The 19,992-nt window shown below is 39.6% G+C and carries 20 protein-coding genes and 2 pseudogenes; 16 read left to right on the top strand and 6 right to left on the bottom strand.

Annotated features, from left to right (window positions below; translation table 11 throughout):
- The first annotated feature begins 128 nt into the window (after window positions 1–128).
- The 9 genes from M5U24_RS08735 (at window position 129) to lgt (ending at window position 6,088) form a co-directional block, all read left to right on the top strand.
- The gene (locus tag M5U24_RS08735; RefSeq protein ID WP_099326088.1) at window positions 129–1,157 is read left to right on the top strand and encodes a Gfo/Idh/MocA family oxidoreductase; all 1,029 of its coding nucleotides are present in this window, start codon (window positions 129–131) and stop codon (window positions 1,155–1,157) included.
- Window positions 1,158–1,160: 3 nt separating this feature from the next.
- Window positions 1,161–1,388 carry a DUF1858 domain-containing protein gene (locus M5U24_RS08730; protein WP_099326089.1) on the top strand — a complete coding sequence of 76 codons (228 nt, stop codon included), beginning with the start codon at window positions 1,161–1,163 and terminating at the stop codon, window positions 1,386–1,388.
- A gap of 93 nt (window positions 1,389–1,481) precedes the next feature.
- On the top strand, window positions 1,482–1,787 hold the full coding sequence (locus M5U24_RS08725; protein ID WP_099326090.1) for a cupin domain-containing protein: 306 nt from the start codon (window positions 1,482–1,484) through the stop codon (window positions 1,785–1,787).
- 10 nt (window positions 1,788–1,797) lie between these two features.
- Window positions 1,798–2,106 (top strand): hypothetical protein, encoded by a 309-nt coding sequence (locus M5U24_RS08720; protein WP_099326091.1) that lies wholly within the window; start codon window positions 1,798–1,800, stop codon window positions 2,104–2,106.
- Between the two features lie 25 nt (window positions 2,107–2,131).
- Window positions 2,132–2,368: a DUF2249 domain-containing protein gene (locus M5U24_RS08715; RefSeq protein WP_169703460.1), complete on the top strand. Its 237-nt coding sequence runs from the start codon at window positions 2,132–2,134 to the stop codon at window positions 2,366–2,368.
- A 48-nt stretch (window positions 2,369–2,416) separates the two neighbouring features.
- Window positions 2,417–4,192, top strand: coding sequence for a multiheme c-type cytochrome (locus tag M5U24_RS08710; RefSeq protein WP_230405693.1), 1,776 nt, complete (start codon window positions 2,417–2,419; stop codon window positions 4,190–4,192).
- Window positions 4,193–4,365: 173 nt separating this feature from the next.
- Window positions 4,366–4,728: a cytochrome c gene (locus M5U24_RS08705; protein WP_099326092.1), complete on the top strand. Its 363-nt coding sequence runs from the start codon at window positions 4,366–4,368 to the stop codon at window positions 4,726–4,728.
- Between the two features lie 131 nt (window positions 4,729–4,859).
- Window positions 4,860–5,222 carry an aspartate 1-decarboxylase gene (gene panD, locus M5U24_RS08700; protein WP_099326093.1) on the top strand — a complete coding sequence of 121 codons (363 nt, stop codon included), beginning with the start codon at window positions 4,860–4,862 and terminating at the stop codon, window positions 5,220–5,222.
- Window positions 5,219–6,088: a prolipoprotein diacylglyceryl transferase gene (lgt, locus tag M5U24_RS08695; RefSeq protein ID WP_099326094.1), complete on the top strand. Its 870-nt coding sequence runs from the start codon at window positions 5,219–5,221 to the stop codon at window positions 6,086–6,088. Before panD ends, lgt begins: the two co-directional genes overlap by 4 nt.
- Before the next feature lie 10 nt (window positions 6,089–6,098).
- On the opposite strand, the gene M5U24_RS08690 is transcribed toward lgt, so the two are convergent.
- From M5U24_RS08690 to tnpA, 4 genes and pseudogenes are all read right to left on the bottom strand, one after another.
- Window positions 6,099–6,434 (bottom strand): hypothetical protein, encoded by a 336-nt coding sequence (locus tag M5U24_RS08690; RefSeq protein WP_298202200.1) that lies wholly within the window; start codon window positions 6,432–6,434, stop codon window positions 6,099–6,101.
- The gene (gene hflX, locus M5U24_RS08685; RefSeq protein ID WP_298202198.1) at window positions 6,431–7,393 is read right to left on the bottom strand and encodes a GTPase HflX; all 963 of its coding nucleotides are present in this window, start codon (window positions 7,391–7,393) and stop codon (window positions 6,431–6,433) included. The genes M5U24_RS08690 and hflX overlap by 4 nt, the downstream gene beginning before the upstream one ends.
- A gap of 9 nt (window positions 7,394–7,402) precedes the next feature.
- Window positions 7,403–8,224, bottom strand: coding sequence for an acetate--CoA ligase family protein (locus tag M5U24_RS08680; protein WP_230408006.1), 822 nt, complete (start codon window positions 8,222–8,224; stop codon window positions 7,403–7,405).
- 24 nt (window positions 8,225–8,248) lie between these two features.
- Window positions 8,249–8,672, bottom strand: a pseudogene (gene tnpA, locus M5U24_RS08675) (IS200/IS605 family transposase).
- Window positions 8,673–8,863: 191 nt separating this feature from the next.
- On the opposite strand from tnpA, the gene M5U24_RS08670 reads away from it, so the two are divergent.
- The 4 genes from M5U24_RS08670 to fliD all read left to right on the top strand — a co-directional run bounded on the left by M5U24_RS08670 (window position 8,864) and on the right by fliD (window position 15,466).
- Window positions 8,864–10,288, top strand: coding sequence for a lipopolysaccharide kinase InaA family protein (locus M5U24_RS08670; protein ID WP_099326097.1), 1,425 nt, complete (start codon window positions 8,864–8,866; stop codon window positions 10,286–10,288).
- Window positions 10,289–10,608: 320 nt separating this feature from the next.
- Entirely contained in the window at window positions 10,609–12,291 is a 1,683-nt protein-coding gene (locus M5U24_RS08665; RefSeq protein ID WP_298202195.1) for an IS1634 family transposase, read from the top strand.
- 323 nt (window positions 12,292–12,614) lie between these two features.
- Window positions 12,615–13,511 (top strand): flagellin, encoded by an 897-nt coding sequence (locus tag M5U24_RS08660; RefSeq protein ID WP_099326098.1) that lies wholly within the window; start codon window positions 12,615–12,617, stop codon window positions 13,509–13,511.
- 167 nt (window positions 13,512–13,678) lie between these two features.
- A complete protein-coding gene (gene fliD / locus M5U24_RS08655; RefSeq protein ID WP_099326099.1) occupies window positions 13,679–15,466 on the top strand; it encodes a flagellar filament capping protein FliD in 1,788 nt (595 codons plus the stop codon).
- A 69-nt stretch (window positions 15,467–15,535) separates the two neighbouring features.
- On the opposite strand, the pseudogene M5U24_RS08650 reads toward fliD, so the two are convergent.
- Window positions 15,536–16,627, bottom strand: a pseudogene (locus M5U24_RS08650) (ISL3 family transposase); the annotation flags it as partial.
- 259 nt (window positions 16,628–16,886) lie between these two features.
- On the opposite strand from M5U24_RS08650, the gene M5U24_RS08645 reads away from it, so the two are divergent.
- The 3 genes from M5U24_RS08645 (at window position 16,887) to M5U24_RS08635 (ending at window position 18,354) form a co-directional block, all read left to right on the top strand.
- Complete coding sequence (locus M5U24_RS08645; protein WP_157820645.1) at window positions 16,887–17,339, top strand: hypothetical protein; 453 nt, start codon at window positions 16,887–16,889, stop codon at window positions 17,337–17,339.
- 30 nt (window positions 17,340–17,369) lie between these two features.
- The gene (locus M5U24_RS08640) at window positions 17,370–17,681 is read left to right on the top strand and encodes a flagellar export chaperone FliS (RefSeq protein ID WP_099326102.1); all 312 of its coding nucleotides are present in this window, start codon (window positions 17,370–17,372) and stop codon (window positions 17,679–17,681) included.
- Between the two features lie 139 nt (window positions 17,682–17,820).
- Window positions 17,821–18,354 (top strand): flagellar protein FlaG, encoded by a 534-nt coding sequence (locus M5U24_RS08635; protein WP_099326103.1) that lies wholly within the window; start codon window positions 17,821–17,823, stop codon window positions 18,352–18,354.
- Window positions 18,355–18,539: 185 nt separating this feature from the next.
- Here M5U24_RS08635 and M5U24_RS08630 read toward each other — a convergent pair whose 3' ends face one another.
- Entirely contained in the window at window positions 18,540–19,817 is a 1,278-nt protein-coding gene (locus tag M5U24_RS08630) for a TPR domain-containing glycosyltransferase (RefSeq protein WP_298202192.1), read from the bottom strand.
- Between the last annotated feature and the right edge of the window lie 175 nt (window positions 19,818–19,992).

Raw genomic sequence — 19,992 nt, 5'->3', positions numbered from 1 at the left:
TTCAAAAAAATAAATTGTTACCACAAAACCAAAAGTCGCCGTCCGCAATTGTTTCGTAGTCTGGTGTATTCTCAACCACGTTAAGGAGAAGAAGGGTGGTTTGTTTTTGGCAATATTAGAAGGTAAGTATGCATAAGTTAAAGGTTGCGGTAATAGGTGTCGGCCATTTAGGGAAAGAGCATGCCAGGGTATTTGCCGAATTACCAGGCGTCGAATTGGTTGGAGTGGTTGATGCACTGAACAAACAAGCAGAAGAAATAGCCCGGCGCTATAATACACAATGGTATGTAAATTATCAGGATGTAATAGATAAGGTTTCTGCCGTAAGTATTGCTGTTCCCACAAAATCGCATTACGCAATTGCAAAAGACTTCCTTACTCATGGTGTTCACGTCCTCGTTGAAAAACCAATGACAGGAACTGTATCTGAAGCGAAAGAATTAATAAGTCTAAGCAAGAAGAAAGGACTTGTGCTTCAGGCGGGGTATATTGAGAGGTTTAATCCGGTTATTGTTGCAATAAAAAAAATCTCTTCCAATCCAAGATTTATAGAGTGCCACCGTTTAAGTCCCTTCACGTTTCGATCTGCCGATATAGGCGTTGTCCTAGATTTAATGATACATGACATAGATATAATACTGAATATGACAGGCTCAAAGGTAAAAAAAATTGATGCTGTTGGCGTAAATGTTATTGCCGACAAAGAGGATATTGCAAATGCACGCATTCAATTTCAGAATGGCTGCGTGGCAAACATCACTGCCAGCAGGGTGTCTATTCAGCCTATGCGGAAAGTGAGATTATTTTCCGAAGACTCATATATTTCCATTGATTATCAGAAGAAAGAAGGGTTAATATATAAAAAATCCCCCAAACTAACCCTCAGTGCGCTTAATATTTCAGAGATGGATGTTTCGACCATTGCAGACCTAAAAAGCCATGTGTTTGGAGATTTGCTAAAGGTAGAACATATTAAAATGGATGATTACGAACCACTAAAAAAAGAACTAGAGTCTTTTGTTACGTGTGTTTTGGAAAACAAGGAACCGGAAGTTTCCGGAGAAGAAGGTTTAAAGGCAATAGAGGTTGCAAATGATATTTTGCAGGAGATAGAAAGAAATCTTGCGCACTCACGCGCACAATGTATGGAGGATTAAATTATGGAGAAAGAAGTTCTTATTACAAAAAAAATGAGTACAGGGGAAGTGACAAAGAAATACCCTGCGACTAAAGAAGTTTTTGCAAAGTATTTTGGAAAGGGTTGTTTTGATTGCCCCTCTTTTGGTACGGAGGATATAAATTTGGCATGTATGATGCATAATACGGATGTTGATAAATTTGTGCAGGAGCTAAATGAAGCCGCATATAAGGAAATAAATAAGACATAATAGTTAAATAGCCTGTGCGTCTATAAACGGAAAAATAGTTGATAAGTATATAATTTAATTTTTAAAAAGATTTAAGAGGACGATAGATAAACATTGAAACATATTGACCTGCAAGAAAAAATAACATTCCACAAAGATCATTTTATTCCCAATATTCTGTATGCCTCCCCGAAAGTTAAAATGCCTCTCATTTGCATGGAGCCGGGGCAAGTAATTCCTCCACACGGCGGGAATTCTGCAGGTATATTTTATGTGAAGGAGGGCAAAGGGATTTTTACCTTGGATGATGAGAAAATCACAATGGAAAAAGGAATGGTTATTGTTGCGCCTGAGGGTTCTTCTCGGGGGATGAAGTGTCTTGAAAGAATGGTCGTTTTAGCAGTAAGCGCAGGAGGGTAGAGGTATTAACATGGGTAAAATAGTTTTAGAAGAAAAAGTAAAATTTTCACAGCAGAGTTATTTATCGGACACATTATTTAAGAGTAACAACCTCCTGCTGGAATTGTTGTGCATGGAAGAAGGCCAGGAAGTTATTTCGAAAATAACGAATTCGCAGGTAATTCTCTTAGTTGTTTCGGGCAATGGTTCTTTAACGCAGGGGTCTGATACCAGTACCCTTAAGGCGGATTCGTTAGTAATTTTTGAAGGCGTTGAACAGTTTGAAATAAAAGCAAGTAAACAAATGACTATATTGCAGTATGTTATACCGCAACCGTAAGAAATATTTTTGAGAAGGAGAATAGATGAATATTGAAGACCGAATTATACTGGACGTGAGAAATATTATACCAAGAGAGCGACATCCAAAAATTTTTAATACGTTTGATGGATTAAGAGCGGGAGAGATGATGGTATTGATAAATGATCATGACCCAAAACCTTTAAAGTACCAATTAGAAGCGGAGCGTCCCGGTCAAATGGAATGGAAATATATCGAGCAAGGACCGGATATCTGGAAGGTTGAGATAGTAAAAAAATAATGGTTTTCAGCAAGGAAAATTAATTAATGTACAAAGGAGGCATAGAGTATGTATAAATTTTCAAAAGTCGCAGTGGTGGTGTGCCTGTTCGTCCTTTTTGTTGGCGCATGGTTTGGTTTCAGGTCTGTACACGCAGATGCGGAAATTAACGTAAAGGAAAAAAAAGAAAAGAAAGAAAAAATTTCTTCCAAATCTGAAAAATCAGAAAAAAGGGATGCTACCGCAGAGATAAAAGATACAAAAACCGAACAAAAGACTGTGACTCCAAAAGAAGAGAAAAAAGAAATTGTAAAGCAGGAAAAACCAGAAGAAAAAGCAGAACCACCTGCTTCTGAAAAACAGGAAGAAAAACATGCCCCTGTCGTCAAAGAAGATATGGCTGACACTCATCCTAAAGATGCCAGAACCATACAACAAATTATTTCCGAACTTACCGGAGAGAAAATCGGGCCAGACAACTCCGGAGATGTGTATCATTTAGGTTTAACAGCGACATATACGCCGCCAAAGGAATTATTGCCTGGCGAAGGCAAATTTGGGAAATTATTTAGTTTTTTACCTCTTATGAGATGGTACGATCCTGATCATTATTATACACCAAACCAGGCAATTGGAGGTGAATTCACGCACGGCGAATGTCTTATGTGCCATACGATCCAGACCCCCGGTATTGTAGCTCAATGGAAGAAGAGTAAACATGCTGCGGTAGAACAGGTGGTTGGCTGTGATAAATGCCATGGCAACAATCACCAGCAATTATACATGCCTTCATGGCAACACTGCGGGGAGTGTCATCCGGAGCAAAAAGAAGGGCATCGTGGTGGGGCAATGGCTTCGCACACCTATGCCTTTCATGTGAGTACAATCGAAGCCCCGTGGCAGATTGCAAAGCCTGCAGCCGAGGTTACTGCCTGTGCTACATGTCATGGGATAGCGGAGAACAGGTGTGACGGATGTCATACCAGGCATGATTTTTCCTTAGCTGAAGCAAGAAAACCAAACAATTGTGGTATTTGCCACACAGGTTTGGACCATTATGAATACGAAATGTACAGGGAATCCTATCATGGGATGATTTATGAGTCGGAGCAGCATACGTGGGACTGGACAAAACCCATGAAACCTGAAAATTACAAAACGCCCACTTGTGCATATTGTCATATGAGAGATGGCGAACATAATGCACAGAAATTCTCCACAGTTAATAGTCACATGGGCACATCATTGGTCGACAGGGGCGCCCCAAAATATAAGGAGGCCAGACAGAGTTGGATAAACACATGCAAAGGGTGCCATTCTCCAAGATTTGCGGCTGATCAACTTGAGGCGATGGATGAAGCGATAAAAGTCAGTTTTACAAAATGGCGTGAAGCCATGAAAATAGTGGTTGACCTTTATAATGACGGGATGCTGGATCCGATGCCGAAAGATTTGGCGCCTGACTACGCAGGACATTATACCTTTAGTCTCATTGGTGGTGAAGGCAGGATGTATAATGTATCCGATATAGAGCGGACGGCATTTGAGATGCTGGTGTATATTACCAATGCCGTTTACAAGGCAATGGCACACGGAGCAATGTATGGCGCTACTTATGGTAAAGGCGCTTTTCTGCAGGACCGCTGGTTGATTCAGGTAAAGGCGGAAGCAAGCAAACTTAGAAGAATAAGGGCGTTGGAAGAAAGAGTGGGGATAAAGCATAAGGCATACGATTTCTGGAAGCACGGTGAATATACCGACTTGCTCCTGGGTTGGAAGAGAAAGCCGGGAGACGTGGACAAGGCAGCATGTAAACACGAGGGCGCTGATTGTTTGGTTGAATAGTATTTTAGACTTTTGATAAAGTATTGTAATAAACAGAAGGTATAATGCTTAATAAAAGGTTATGCCTTCTGTTTTTTTATTGTTGTTTTGACAATACAGAGATAGAATCGGGACTCCACTTTAAGCAGATTTTTGGTTATGCATGTATACGATAATAATTACAGGAGTAATAAATGAAAAATTATCAATATTGTTTTTTATTCATCGCTTTTTTTTCCTCCTGTTTTTTGGGATGCTATAAAAAACAGACAATTTTACTGGAAAGAGAAGCTATTTGGGAAGTATTCGAAAGAGAATGCCAAAAATGTCATAAGATGAATGGAAAAGGGAGTCTTGTTGGCAGATTATTCTTTAATATTCCTGATTTTAACAATGTGAAATGGCAGGATAATGCTTCGGATTCGAGATTGATTATTCATGTAGGAAATGGATTAAGAAAAATGCCAGGCTTTAAAGGCAAGCTAAAAGATGAAGAGATTGTGGACTTGGTAAAAATATGTGTTCGGAGTTTCTATCCGCCCGTCGGGCAAAGATAATACTGCATGAATTTTAGTTGAAACAATAGTGATTTTTCACCGATTTTATGATATCATTCTTGCTTATTTGAGAGTATTTCATTTCTTTATTTTGCTGTCGATGACGGCTTTTTCATTTTTTGAGGCAAATTATGCTGCGAGAGATGTGTAAATCCAAAATACATGGCGCTACGGTAACTGAAACCAATCTGGAATATAACGGAAGCATTACCATCGATAAGTCTCTTCTCACTGCGGTAGATATTCTGCATTATGAGCGGGTGCAGGTTTTGAATATAAATAATGGAACAAGAGTAGAAACATATGTCATTGAAGGAGAACAAGACTCCGGGATAATTTGCTTAAACGGGGCAGCTGCAAGATGGGCGCAACCTGGAGATCGTGTTATTATTATTGCATATTGCCTTATCAATAACAAAGACGCTATAGGATGGAAACCAAAGATTATTTTGGTTGACGCAAAAAATAAACTCATCAAAAACCTGCCAACATGAGACGGATTTTATTCGAAATCCCTATCCCTTTTTTCTCCCAAAGCGTACCTATATACTCCTATGGGTTCATGTTAATGGTGGCATTTCTTGTTTCCATAGCCGTTGCGCGCTGGAGGGCGAAGAAAGAAGGTATCGACCCTAATGCCATCACAGATTTGGGGATATATCTGATTTTTGCCGGAATAGCAGGGGCAAGGTTGTTTTTTGTAATACAATTTTATGAAGATTATAAAAATAATTTATTAAATATATTCAAAATTTATGAAGGTGGTCTGGTGTATTATGGTGGATTGTTTGCCGCAATTATTATGCTATTCGTTTTTGTTAGAAAACGAAAGTTGCCCGTATTAAAGGTGATAGACATTATTGCGCCATCTACTGCACTGGGATTAGCCTTTGGACGTATTGGATGTTTTTTGAATGGATGCTGTTTTGGCAAGATTTCACTTAATCTGCCGTGGGCAGTTTATTTTCCCAGGACAGTTGATAGTCAAGGCATGGTTGATGGCAGCCCGGTATTTATTTATCACTATCAACATGGGTTGGTTCTCCTTTCCGCTCTGCATTCATTACCGGTTCATCCCGTACAATTGTATGCTTTTTTTTCAAATATAGCATTATTTTTTATTCTCAACAGTTTTTTCAGATTTCGAAAAAGAAATGGAGAGATTGTGCTCCTTTTTGGCATGGTGTATCCCATTATAAGATTTTGTATGGAAGCACTTCGGGGAGATAATCAATTATATTTTAACTGCTTTACCATTGCGCAGATAATAAGCATTATACTATTTGCCGTTTCAACTACTATTTTTGTTTTGTTCAGAATAAAAACAAGTAAAAACATTTCGCATATTTCTTCCTTGTAAAGATATTTTGCTAAGGGACTAATTCCTTTATTTGAATATCATCATGCAACTTCAGTAATTTACTAAGGAACTTATCTTCTATCTGAAGATGGAATGTTAATCGGCGGTCGTCTGATGTGCGGTTTAGAATGTGGGCATTTTCATGAAGGGTGGCTATTAATTTGCCATTTTCCTGACTACATGAGATTTCTATATTGAGAAGTCTCTTTTCCAGTATTTCGGCAATCTTTTGTTTCAGCGCCGGTATCCCCTGGCATGTTTTTGCAGAAATGACAATACAATTCTTATAGCGATTTTTCAGTAAAGGGATAACAGATTCATCTTTCAGTGCATCGATTTTATTCAATACAATAATTGTTGGTTTTTTTCACATCCAAGTTCTTTTAATACTATATTTACGGATTCTATTTGTTTATGAATATGCGGGGAGCTGATATCCGCGACATGCAATAAAATATCCGCGTTTCGGGTTTCTTCGAGCGTTGCCTTGAATGAAGAAACAAGATAGTGCGGCAATTTTTGTATAAACCCAACAGTATCACTGATAAGAATATTTTTGGAATTTTCAAGTTTGCATATACCTGTTTTTGTATCTAATGTTGCAAAGAGTTTATCTTCTACCATGGCATCAACATCGGTTAGGGCGTTCATTAGGGTAGATTTTCCGGCATTAGTGTAACCGACGATGGATACGGTAGAAAATTCTTTTCTTGAAGCAACTACTCTCTGTTGCCGTTTTTCTATTTCACCCAATCGTTTTTTAAGATCATGTATTTTTCTTGAAACAATACGATTATCTACTTCAAGTTGTTTTTCTCCTGGCCCCCTTGTGCCTATTCCTCCTTCAATTCGTGAAAGATGTGTCCACATCCGTTTAAGTCTTGGTTTTGTGTATTCCAACTGAGCTAATTCTACCTGAAGTTTTGCCTGGTGGGTCTTTGCCCTTGTGGCGAATATGTCTAAAATCAACTCACTACGATCAATTACCTTTTTTTCAATGATTTTTTCCAAATTTTTTACCTGTGCGGGGGTAAGGTTATCGTCACAAATGAGTACATCTGCGTCCATTTCAACCGCTATTTTTTGCAGCTCTTGCGCCTTTCCTTTTCCAATATAATACAATGGGTCTATGTGCGCTCTTTTTTGGATTACTGTATAAATTACGTTTGCTCCTGCAGTTTTTGCCAATCTGCTTAACTCTTCCAAAGGTTCTTCATCAAGGTCAATAATATTGGGATAAGAAAGCGCTCTGAATAGGATAGCGCGTTCCGCCCTGACAGAAAAACTGGTATCTTTTAATTTCACGTAATCAGTTTACTCCCTTTTCGATAAGACAATTCTTGCGTCAACGGTTTTTGTCCCTTTCGGGTAAATAAGGATTGGGTTAAGATCTATTTCTTTAATTTCCTCATTAGAAATCATGATATCTGATACCCGAATAATGATATGGCATATTTCTGAAATATCCAGTGGCGCTGCATTTCTAAATCCGCTTAAAAGTCTGGCGCCTTTTACTTCGCGAATCATGTCAAGCGCTTCGTAATCTTCTACGGGAGCGATACGAAAGGAAACGTCCTTAAAAAGCTCAACAAAAATACCTCCTATCCCGAACATCACTGTTGGTCCGAATTGCGGATCTCTCAGGCCGCCTACAATAATTTCGGTTGAGGGAGTTGACATTTCTTCCACGAGGATTCCATATATCCTTGCATCCGGTACAGTTTTACTAATGTTTTTAAAGATTTTTTCGTATGCAGCCGCAACTTCTTTATCATTTTGTATGTTTAACATTACTCCGCCTGCATCCGTTTTGTGGCTGAGGTCAGGGGATATGATTTTGAGAACGACAGGGTATTTTATGGAATTTGCAGCCTGGATTGCTTCATGGGCAGATGAGGCAACTAAAAATCTGGTAGTAACGATTCCGTATGTTCCAAGTAGTTGTTTTGCTTCCGGCTCTAAGAGTTCATGCCGGTTTTGCTCCAAAGCGTTTTGTATTATCTTTTGAGCATTACGGGCGGTATGCGATAAAAATATATTCATCCTTTGTGTTTGTAAAGAATCCACCCGCGGAGCAGGTGGCTTTGGGATAACCCCTATAAGGGGATGAAAATGCCTTCCTTCCAAAGGAAGCAAGGTTGAGTTGTCCCCATTTTAAATTTACCGTTGTGACTCTTCTTGGCGCTCTTTCTGCTCTTGATATTTCACATATTTACGTATCTTTCCGTATCCAAACCAACGGTATCGACACAGTAACCTCTCGACCAGAAATGATTACCCCAATAAGGTTTTGCTTCAAATGTCGAAACTTATTGAAAACTCGAATAGCTGTTCTGCCTTTGATTATACCTACAAAATCGGATATCGATATCTTGGGTACTACCATGACAAGCAGATGAACATGGTCAATTTGTACATTTAACTCAACAACTTCACAGCCTTTTTGTTCAGAAAATGCTCTGATACACTTACCTACTTCTTCTGCTACTTGACCAGTAAGTATTCTTAGACGATATTTTGGTGTCCAAAGAATATGATATTGACAATGCCATATCGTATGCGATAATTTGCGAAATCGACTCATTTGTTACTCCTTTGTTGATGTTGTGGGACAACTCAACTTAGATTGTAACAATGAGTCGTTTTACTGGCAAAGCCTTTAAACTCTGACCACGCCCACAGGGCGTGGTTTTCCACATTATTAATAAAGATAAAAAATCTTGAATTCCAGCGGTGTAAACAATAGATTAATGTAATTATAACGAAAGAAAGACAATGTTCAAAGAATATATATCCTATACAGAAAGCAACAACCAATGGCTGGTACATGAGCAGTTTACTTTCCTTGTATCACACCTCAAACATCTCAAAACGTTAAACAATCATACCACGATCAAAATTAATAGAGAAGATAGGTTTAAAATACTTGCCGGGTTTGAAGTTGTTAAATCAGATGAAGCATATAGCTTTATTCTTAAGATTTATAAATATCCTTCACTATTTCAGCAATTGAAGCAATTGTTTAAACGAACCAAGGCATTTAGGGAGTTTTATATGACGTACCTTGCCGCTTCAAAGGGCGTTCCTGTGGAAGTACCCGTTGCGTTTGGCGAACAAAAATGTTTTTTCATTAAAAAATCATACCTTATCATAAAAAAAATCGAAAATTCTCATACCTTAAACGATTATTTTAGAGACAATAATTGTTTTGCAGAACGAAGGTCTGTTCTAAAAGAATTTGGCAAACTATCAAGATTTATTCATGATTCCGGCATAAAACAGGATGATTATTCGTTAAATAATTTCTTAGTTTTTAAGCGTGATGGGGACACAAGGATTATTTTAATTGATTTTGAAAGGGTATCAATACAACGCGGGAGTCTTTTGGAAAAACAAAGTATTTTGTATCTGGCAAAGTTGAATAGAGCAAAAGGGATATTCTGCAATACGGAGCGTCTTCGTTTTCTCATGACATACGTCGAAGGTGATTATGTATATTGCAAACAACTGGCAAAACGAATTGAATCCCTGACATTCGCATTGCAAAAAAAGGATTCGAAAAAGTTTGTGCAGCAATGTATTCATGAGAATAGAAAATTTGGCATTTTTAAAAATGCCGGATTCTTTGGCAGGTATAGAAAAGCATATTCTCAGGAAACGATACGGATACTATTAGCGACGACAGACCAAATGGTTAATGGTACAGTGCAGGCCAAGCAATATCAGATAGTACGGTTTACAAAAATGCCTTCATACCAAAAGCGATTTAGAGGCGCAGTAGATTTGTGGAAGCATGCGAATGCCTTGTTTGCGCTGAGAATTAACGTTCCTGTTCCGGTAGGGATATTTAAGAGAATATCATCCGGATGGCCAAAAGACGAATTTTTCATTTATCAACTGCCAGATAACTGGACGCCAATAGACCAGCATCTTTCTTCAACCGATGATTTAGCAATTTTGATGCGAACGATAAAGGTGTTTATAGAAGAAATATCTCCGTTCGGCATCGTCAGACAAGATATGAATACGCGCGATATCATTCTCCATACGGATAAACATCACCGGCTGAAATGTTTTTTAAAGGATTATTCCGCATTTTTTTTAAACAGACAATCATATCAGCAAAATAAATCGTTCAATATGAAGGTTTTTGATCAGGCTTTAATGATACATGGTCAGTTAAAAAAATCTGAAGGGTAATTGCTAACGAAAGCAATGTGTAGGGCATTGCATCGCCTGCCAAAAAATAAGCTGCAAGATACAGGGAATCCCCACGTTTAAGCTGAATAGTTACAATCGTTCATACTTATAGATAACTCCGTTGATATACTCTTTTTCTGGGAAATCCGTAAATTTGTGATCCATTAATTAAAAAGACTTACGACAACCATTGTTTGCAACGGATGTTCACCCCTGCCAAAACGCATAAGTGCTTAATACATAGTTTGTTAAGGCTGTATTTTTAATAAATATGTAGTCACTAATATATTGTTATTATCCGACAATATACTTGACTGATAATGGTTGTTATCTGTACAATGGTGGACATGCATATTGTAGAGAACAAGTCAAAATCCGGTAAAAAAATCTATCGATCTACCCTTCTGCGGGAATCGTACCGTGAGGATGGGAAGGTCAAGAAACGCACCATTGCGAATCTGTCGAATTGCACTCCCCTGGAGATTGAAGCGATAAGACTTGCACTCGCACATAAAGACGATCTCTGTGCATTGGGCGCATTGTCAGAATCGGTGAAACTCCATGAGGGTTTGTCTGTGGGAGCAGCGTGGAGCGTGTACCAAGTGGCAAAGGAATTAGGGATAGAAGAGGCATTGGGAAAGGACTTTGAAGGAAAGCTGGCGCTTTGGCAAGTAATGGCAAGGGTAATAGGCCAGGGGTCAAGACTGTCTGCAGTAAGGCTGGCGCAGATACATGCTGCGGGTGACGTCCTGGATATGAAGCGTGGGTTTGACGAGAACAATCTGTACGATAATTTGTCATGGTTGTCAGAGAATCAGGCAAAGATAGAGCGAAAGCTGTTTGAGTTAAGACGAGGAGGCAATAAGCCGAAGTTGTTTTTGTATGACGTGACGAGCAGTTATTTAGAGGGGAAGTCGAATCATTTTGGTGAGTACGGGTATAATCGTGACGGCAAAAAGAGGAAAAAACAGATAGTGATCGGTATGCTTTGTGATGAATCCGGGGAGCCGGTATCAACAGAAGTATTTAGGGGCAACACCCAGGATCCGAAGACCTTTGAATCTCAGGTAAAGAAGGTATTAGAGCGGTTTGGATGCAAAGATGTAACGATTGTAGGAGATCGTGGGATGATCAAGACGGTGCAAATCGAAAGTTTACCGGAAGGGTTTCATTACATAACGGCGATAACCAAGCCGCAGATAGAGTCGTTGATAAATAAAGGGATACTGCAATTAGGATTGTTCGAAGAAAAGCTCTGCGAGATAAAGGATGATGAGGTTCGATATATTCTGAGGCGCAATCCGGTAAGGGCGGAAGAGATGTCAAAGACCCGTGTATCAAAATTACAGAGTATAGAGAAATACATCGTGAAGAAGAACAGTTATCTGAAGGAACATCCTAAGTCGTCAGTATCGAAGGCCCTGGAAACAACAAGGGAAAGGCTAACGAGATTGAAACTTGATGGGTGGGTGCAGATAAAAGAAGAGGATAGGACGCTAAAGATAGAGAGAGCTGAGGAAGCATTAAAGGAGGCATCATACCTTGATGGTTGTTACGCAATCAAGACTGATCTTGAGGAGAACGAGGCGGATACCAATCTGGTACATGAACGATACAAGGATTTAACGGAAGTGGAGAAGGCGTTTCGGGACTGTAAGACGGTGAATTTGGAGGTTCGTCCGGTGTATGTAAGAAAGGAGGATAGTACACGGGGACATGTGTTTGTGGTAATGCTTGCGTACATGATAATTCGAAGGCTGCGCAGAGCGTGGAAGAATTTTGACTTGACGGTAGAGGAAGGTCTCGCACAATTGACGACCATTTGTTCGATGGAAGTAACAATCAAAGGCCAAAAAGCTAGTTGCCAGAAGATCCCGCGTCCGCGGCAACAATCACATGAATTATTAGAGGCATTACAGATAAAGTTGCCAGAAGTATTGCCAAGCCGGAACATACGGGTAGTCACTAGAAAAAAGCTTGCTGTTCGGCGTAAAAGTCAATAAATATAAGGCTTTTACGGCACTTTTGTTTTTTGACTTGGGGTGAACATCCGTTGCAAAACGGGCAAAAATGTTGGTTAATCAAACAGCGTTGAATGGCATAGTAAAATATAAATATGAAAAAAGTGAGAAAATTATTTAGGAAAAATATTAAACTGTTTAGAATTTGTGTCGATAAAAAAAACAGACATAAAGCGGAAATAAAGTAAAAAAGCGTACAAGGACACGACTAGTCAGTCTAAAAGGTGTTTTAACAAATGTAATTGTGATAGGGTTATATCCGTTAAATAAACAGGGAAAACATTTAAAAACAAGGAGGTTGGGATATGTCAAGAATTAATACAAACATTAATGCGTTGAATGCGTTGCGATCGTTAAATGATATTAACACGCAACTGTCGGTTTCGCAATTAAGGCTTGCGACTGGCAAAAGAATTAATAATGCCGCCGACGATGCCGCGGGTTTTACGATTGCCAAGAAATTCAATGCCCGTTCACAAGGGCTTGGCCAGGCACTTGCGAACATAGGTTCTGCCAAGAATCTTATGTCGGTTGCGGAAGGCCATCTGAATAACATCCTCGATATTTTAACACAGATGAAGACAAAGGCGACGCAGGCGGCAGACGATTCGTTAGGGAGTGCAGAACGTAACGCTATTCAGTCGGAACTCAAAGCATTGGCAACACAAATTGATCTCGAAGTTACCCAGTCCACATGGAACTCCAAGTCAATATTTGGTACGGGGAATTCTACTACGGGAGCGGCAAGTAGTGTGCAGTTTAAATTCCAGATTGGCGCAGGGGCAAGCAGCACCAATGATGTGTTGAAGTTTGACTTGTTAGCGAAAGACAATGTAAGCTTTGATGGCGGCAATACAAACTATAAGTCTGATGGATTGCGGGTAAGTGTTGCGACGGCGGGCAGGGCGGTTACTTCTTCGGCGTCCGCGCAGGCATTGATGAGCAATATAGATACCGCCATTGCGGATGTATCAGAAGGGTTGAGTTACATTGGTGCAGTAGTGAACAGGCTGACCTATCAGGAAACCAGTTTAACGGTAGCGAGGACTAATACCGAGGCGGCTAGGAGCCGTATTGAGGATGCGGACATGGCATACGAGCAGTTGCAGTCAACAAAGCTGCAGATATTACAACAGACTGCAAGCGCTATGTTGGCGCAGGCGAATGCAGGGCCTCAGTCAATCTTACAGCTTTTCGGATAATAAAGGGTGTATTATCGGGGATGGGCAGCAATGCCCGTCCCCTTTTCTATTAATAGTGAAATTGTCTTTAAATTTTATTAGGCATAATGTATTGTTATTTTCATATAGGAATCATATATTAGCTTGCCGGTTTTTGGCGTTTTTTTCTTAAATCAGGGGAATTTAAAATGGCACTATCCTCTCTTACATCAGCGTATAGCTCGAATTCTGGACTCAATTCGTTAATTGCGCAATATATGTCGTTAGAGAAAAGACCCCTATATGATTTGCAAAGCCAAAGGACGAAACTATATAGTAAAATAGACCTGTATACAGACCTGAATTCAAAAATTTCAGGTCTGCTCGACCCAACAAAAGATCTAGCCAGCGCGGATAACAGTTCTGTCTATAATTCCAGAAGCGTAAGTACCAGTGAAAGCAAAGAAGTGTCTGCTACTACAGGTAGCAATGCCGCTACAGGGACGTATCAAATACGCGTTAAACAGTTGGCCTCCGGATCGTCCGTACAAAGTTCCAGCGGGTTGATTACTAAAGCAGCGGTGGTTAGCAGTTCAAAGGTTGCGCCGGGTTCAGGAACGATTGATGTGACAAAGAGTTTTGGTGATGCGGGATTTGGAACTGCTCCAACGGGAGCGGTAACGATTAATGGGTGGACTTCATCTGATTTGGCAACATATGCTTCGGTGCAGGCGTTTATGGATGATGTCAATACGAATGCTGCGGCAAATATGTATTATGATAGTACTGAAGATACATTTTATTTAGAGGATACGACAAGCGGTTCTTTGACTTTTACTGAATCGGAAACTCCGGGTGGGAGCGGGTTTTTTACTCAGGTAAAAATGAGAAATGCAGCGGGTGATTATAATAGCGCTACTGCAGTAACCGGTATTCAGGCGGATGTACTTTTGTCAGAGGCAAATTTTGATACGGCAGTATCAGGCTCCGGGAGTTTTAAGATTAACGGAATAGAAATTTCATGGGATGCAAGTACGGATACTTTGAATAGCGTTATAAACAGGATTAATAATTCAGATGCCAACGTAACGGCATATTATGATACATCGCTGGATAGAGTGGTAATGAATTCCAAAAGCACAGGGAGTTCTGATACTATTACCCTGGCAGACGTATCGGGAACATTCCTGATGAATACGTTTAAATTCAGTGGACAAACCGCCAGCGGAGGTGCCGATGCCAAGTTTACTATTAATAGCACAAGCTCCGGTGATGAAATCTCAAAAAGCTCTAACGATTTTACCATAAATGGCATTAACTATACTTTAAAACAAGCGAATGTTTCCGCTTATACGGAGAATACGTTTACAACAATCACTGTGAATCAGGATACCAGCGCGATTAAAACAAAAATTAATGACTTTCTTGAAAAATTTAACGCACTGACAAGTCATATAAAAGACAAGTCTGGTGTTGATACGGAAAAGTTCACCAGGGGGCCTCTTGCGGGTAATACAACCTTTATTAATATAAGGAGACAATTGTTACAGATAGTGGTTGAGAAGGTGACAGGTCTTACTGAAGGAGAACCCAATTACCTCCGTAAGATAGGCATTACCGTGGACAGTAATTTAAAGGTGAGTTTGTCCGATACCTCTGCATTTGATAGTGCTATTAAATCGAATCCCAAAGCGGTTGAGAATTTATTTAACGCTACAAATGGCGTTGCAAAAAAGATAGAATCTTTACTAAAACCGTTTGTTGAGAGCACGTCTTCTACGACCGGTTCCCTCATTGATAATACAAAGAGCACAATAAATACCCAGATAACAGGGATCAACAATAGAATTAAAAGTATGGAAACACGACTGTCGTTAAAAGAGAACCAATATCGCCAACAGTTGTCTAAAATGCAGGAATTATTAAACAATCTGGTACTTCAGGGTTCTCAGATAACAATGCTTACAAACTCGGCTTTAAACATGATGGGAACATAGATGAGGTTCTAATAAATAGAGGGTCTTCTCCCTATCGAGTGGGTAAAAATGAGCGAAAATTGCTTTGTGTTAGATATCAGGCAGCATGCAGGCCAAGATTTTGAGTCGAAGATATTCTTCGTCTCGTAGACCGTAAGCTCGGCGTTGAATGACCCTGATTTTGTTGTTCAGCCCTTCGACAAATCCTAGCGGAACTTTATTTTCTGGTTTGCAGAAAGCGGCAATGCCATCCCAGTGGCGTTCAACCAGTTCTGCAAACTCCTCATAGGGTTTAAGCCGTTGCCATTTTAACGAGGCCTTCCAGTTATCAAAAAACTTTCTGGCCCAGGCCTCTGACGTGTAGCTCCATAACTGTCCGAATGTTTCTTTGAGGACATATGCCGTATTAAGTCGTTTATTAGCGGTCAGAAGTATCTTTAATGCCTTTCTCCCTTCTACCGTAAGGTTTTCACGATGAGAAAGAAGTGTGTATTTCTGACCTTTAATGAACTTACGATCTTTGCCACTCAGTCTGGCATATTCGCTCTTTCTCACTTTGTCTAAGGCGTCGTTCAGATGCTTTATGATATGAAATTTATCGTAAAGGATGGCCGCCTGTGGTGCGCGACAACGGATGGCATTCTCAAAAGCCTTCCACATGTCCATAACCGCAAGCCGTATCTTCCTGGTTTTGTGCACACCTAACTCGTCGTAGAAGAGGTTCATGCTCTCTTCTGAACGGTCTTTACCACCAAACCAAATCACCCGCTTCCTCTCAAGGTCGCTTACTATGATACGGTAACGGTGACCTTTACGAATAGAAATTTCATCAATACCGATTACCTTTGGACCAGGATTCCCGGCACGGCGGAGTTTCTCCAGCATGTACTGCTTTTCGAGTTCCTTGACAGTCTTCCAGTCCAGGTGCAATTCTACGGCAACGTCTTTAATCGTCTGAGTATTGCATCGCTTGCCAACATAGAAGGCAAAGCGCTTGGTGTAGAAAGGATTATCCGCAAGGAACTTCAGCTTCTCTTGCTTCACCTTGTTGCAGCAAATACAGAAAACCCGGCGAATCTCAAGTTCAAGGTATACACGCCTATTGCCGCTGGAAAGATCACGCACTCGCCTATTCTTGCGGTCATAGATGGTTCGGTATACTTTACCGCAGTTACCGCAGACGGTTTTCCTGTCGGGTAAGCTTTATTACCATGGCATTGGAGTCGCCAAAAACGCCTGATACCTTGTGTTGTGGTTTAAAACTACAAAACTGATATGCATCATAAAGTGATCGTTTTTTCTCATGCGATTTTATATCACATTTTTAGACGCTAAAACAAGCTGAAAACTCCCTCTAATTGCGGGTCGCAAGACTTTTTCGCTCATTTTTACCCACTCAGTAGGGAGAAGACCCTAAATAGATAATGAATGGAGTTTGGATTTGGTTAATAATAAAATAAATTCATACGATGAAATAATAAATCTTCTTGGGATCAGGCTGGATGATTGTGATAAAATACTTCGTAATACAATTGAATTGAAGGAAATGTTGAACGGCGGAGATGAAGAAGACTTGTTAATTAAAAAAATGCAGGAAAGAGGGATAATAATAAAGAGGGCTTCCGCCCTTGGTGAAGAATGTCATTCGATAAAAGAACTTGTTGGGGGTATTGACGATGAGGAAGGAAAATATTTATTAAAAGAGCGAGTGGGGAAGATGAGAAAACTTTTAGACGAGATTGCTCTTCTGGATAAAGAAAACAAGTCTCTCATAGAAAGCAGAATAAATGAAATTGCTTTAAATCTTGAAAAAATACAGGAAAGCAAGCAATTGGTACGTAGTTTAGACCAGAACATTAATGATAATCCTTCATTTATTGATGTGTGTGGATAATACAATACTTTTTTATGGAGGTGAAAATTTATGGTAGGAACAAAAAAAGTTGGGCATGCATATCTTGAACAGGGAATAATGACGTTAAATCCGCTCCAATTATTAATAAAAGCGTATGACGCAGGTATTACCGCGTGTAATCGTAAGGATGAAGAAAAGGCAAGTATTGTGCTGGCAGAATTAATTGACTCTTTGAACTTCGATCAGGCAGAGATTTCAAATTCACTTTTCAGGCTATATGAATTTTGTATGCGGGAGATAAAAAACGGAAGATTTGACGCTGCGTTGAAGATTTTTAAAGAGTTAAGAGGCGCATGGTTGCAGGTACAGGACGCCGCTTGATTTATATTTTATGTGTAAATATGCATATACGTTTTTAAAGTTCTTGCGCTGGCAGTAAATCAACCCATGCCACCTGTGCAAAGGATTAAATAATTATTTTTAATTTTATCTGTATAAACAATATTTTTGGAGCAAAATTATGGATGTGGGCAAGATTCATAGTTATAGTTCTAATAATAAGTTGTTTACTGAAGTTGACAAAAAAGATATTGTCAGCAAGGAAAAGGGGAAAGATGTATCTTCTGATAAAATAACAGAAGATGCGAAGGTTTCTTACCAAGCAATTATTGATAAGAAAATTGTATCGCAAAATGTGAGCAGTAGCGCGAGTGTTAGCAATACATCTCCTCAAAGCAACAGTAACAGCGACTCTAATGATGTGGCTGTTTCAAAAAAGGAAATACCATCGGAACAACCAGCTTCTTCTGCCTTATACGATTCTCATTCCCCTCCCGTTTTCCCCGGTGTTTCTCCTATTGGTACGCGGGTTGAATTTGCTATTGAGAAAGAGTTGAATCTTGTTGTTACCACCGTGAGAGATTTAGACACCGAAAAAATCATCAGACAATTACCCCCGGAAGATACCATTTCACGAATGAAAATGCTGAAATCGTATTACAACCAAATGGCTCAGGCAAATTTGGGCAATAAAGTGGATGAAGTCGTTAAATAAAGTAGACAAACGATTGTAGTCTTTTTTTGGTACTATTTAATCGTCCCCATCATTATCCCCACAGTTTTTCCTTACCTTAATTCAAACATCTATTCTTTTTTGAACAGCGCTGGGGCTTCGCACAATATTCCTTGTTTGGCTAGCTTTATCCGTGTTGCAGGGCATACTCTTCTACGTTCATGTTTCTATTCATTAGCAAGGGCTGATTTTTCATTACTGCAGAGGGTAAGTCCGCTTTTTGCCTCTGTTAGTTGCGGGTTAATGGTTAGCGCTTGTTCGAACATGTCTTTTGCTCCCCTTTTGTCTCCACGTATAAGACGGGAATTCCCGATCAGGATATAGGGGTTTGTGGCAGACGCGTCGTATGCCAGTGAACGTAAAAAATCATTTTCTGCACCAACAAAGTCGTGAAGTGAATAACGGCAACTGCCTAACTCAAGATATATCTGCGCCATGTTTAATTCTACGTTGGGGGCAATACCTGTTTCGCCTTCAGATATTTTTATTGCAGTTTCTAAATGTTCAATTGCCTTCTGAAATTGTTTTTTTGTCACAGCGATTGTTGCAAGCATATACGCAGACAAAGGATTGTTAGTGTCTAAAAGCAAGGCTTGTTGCGCGTGGTAGACGGCTTTCGTAGTATTATCATTCTCTAAATATATCTTTGATAGGTTTATGTGCGATTGTCCTGTAAGTTCGTTTTTAATGTCAGTCGGTTTTTCAAGCATGCGCAGGTATACCTGAATCGCTGAATCATTGTTTCCCAGTTCCTGGTAAGTCATGCCCAGATTGAAGAGTGTGAATGAATCGTCCGGATTTTTTTCAAACTCTTTTAGTAAATAATTAAGATTCCGTTCCGCCCTTTGCCTCTTTTTCTCTTTGTTGAAAGCGTAAGCCCAGTGGTGGATTATTATGTCAGTTCTGAGTATTTTACCGCCTAATCTTTTAATTGAAGGCAATATTTGTTCGTGAATGGTTCCTTCAAAGCGGATTTCGGGATGTCTCCGGAAAACCCTGCAGTATTCGCTGTAGAAAGAGGTTGCTATGTTGTCACATTGTTGTGGAATACATTGCCTTACCGTAAGCGCCATAATATCCTTGCTGTTAATTAGTGACCGAATTTTTAGCGCGTTAGCTTTATCAATAATTTCATCTGCGTCAATGTAAAGTATCCAGTCTCCATTTGCATGTTGTAATGATTCGTTGCGGGCTGCGGAAAAATCGTTTCTCCATTGAAAATGATGCACTTTTGCTTTATAGCGCAGGGCAATTTCCACAGTATTATCAGTAGAACCGGTGTCTACAATGATTATTTCATCTGCAAAAGATTGAATACTTTCCAGGCAACGGGGAAGAATACCGGACTCGTTTTTAACTATCAGACAGGCAGAAAGTTTGACCATAATGTGAACGTATCGCCTTTGGCGAACTCCCGGATGGATCAATCTTTCAGATTGATCCATATATTTTGGTATGGTTTGTGTGTTGGTTCATCGTGAATTGGAATTTTTAAAAGAACTAAACTCAAGGAGTTCACAAAATGTGAAATTTCAGAAATGCTATAACTATTTATGTTAACAAAAGTTAAATCCTAAATATTTTTCAGAAATCCATATTTGTGAGATACTTACAAGTACT

Origin of the sequence: Candidatus Kuenenia sp. (genome assembly GCF_027493735.1) — a bacterium.
GTDB lineage: Bacteria > Planctomycetota > Brocadiia > Brocadiales > Brocadiaceae > Kuenenia > Kuenenia stuttgartiensis_A.
Note: the sequence above shows the minus strand (reverse complement) of the source record. Positions and strands in the feature narration are given on the sequence as shown.

What these genes read in the sequence shown, in the direction of transcription:
- M5U24_RS08735 (WP_099326088.1), top strand. Translation starts at nt 129, where the DNA reads ATGCATAAGTTAAAGGTTGCGGTAATAGGTGTCGGCCATTTAGGGAAA.
- M5U24_RS08730 (WP_099326089.1), top strand. Translation starts at nt 1,161, where the DNA reads ATGGAGAAAGAAGTTCTTATTACAAAAAAAATGAGTACAGGGGAAGTG.
- M5U24_RS08720 (WP_099326091.1), top strand. Translation starts at nt 1,798, where the DNA reads ATGGGTAAAATAGTTTTAGAAGAAAAAGTAAAATTTTCACAGCAGAGT.
- M5U24_RS08715 (WP_169703460.1), top strand. Translation starts at nt 2,132, where the DNA reads ATGAATATTGAAGACCGAATTATACTGGACGTGAGAAATATTATACCA.
- M5U24_RS08710 (WP_230405693.1), top strand. Translation starts at nt 2,417, where the DNA reads ATGTATAAATTTTCAAAAGTCGCAGTGGTGGTGTGCCTGTTCGTCCTT.
- M5U24_RS08705 (WP_099326092.1), top strand. Translation starts at nt 4,366, where the DNA reads ATGAAAAATTATCAATATTGTTTTTTATTCATCGCTTTTTTTTCCTCC.
- panD (WP_099326093.1), top strand. Translation starts at nt 4,860, where the DNA reads ATGCTGCGAGAGATGTGTAAATCCAAAATACATGGCGCTACGGTAACT.
- lgt (WP_099326094.1), top strand. Translation starts at nt 5,219, where the DNA reads ATGAGACGGATTTTATTCGAAATCCCTATCCCTTTTTTCTCCCAAAGC.
- M5U24_RS08670 (WP_099326097.1), top strand. Translation starts at nt 8,864, where the DNA reads ATGTTCAAAGAATATATATCCTATACAGAAAGCAACAACCAATGGCTG.
- M5U24_RS08665 (WP_298202195.1), top strand. Translation starts at nt 10,609, where the DNA reads ATGGTTGTTATCTGTACAATGGTGGACATGCATATTGTAGAGAACAAG.
- M5U24_RS08660 (WP_099326098.1), top strand. Translation starts at nt 12,615, where the DNA reads ATGTCAAGAATTAATACAAACATTAATGCGTTGAATGCGTTGCGATCG.
- fliD (WP_099326099.1), top strand. Translation starts at nt 13,679, where the DNA reads ATGGCACTATCCTCTCTTACATCAGCGTATAGCTCGAATTCTGGACTC.
- M5U24_RS08640 (WP_099326102.1), top strand. Translation starts at nt 17,370, where the DNA reads ATGGTAGGAACAAAAAAAGTTGGGCATGCATATCTTGAACAGGGAATA.
- M5U24_RS08635 (WP_099326103.1), top strand. Translation starts at nt 17,821, where the DNA reads ATGGATGTGGGCAAGATTCATAGTTATAGTTCTAATAATAAGTTGTTT.
- M5U24_RS08630 (WP_298202192.1), bottom strand. Translation starts at nt 19,817, where the DNA reads ATGGATCAATCTGAAAGATTGATCCATCCGGGAGTTCGCCAAAGGCGA.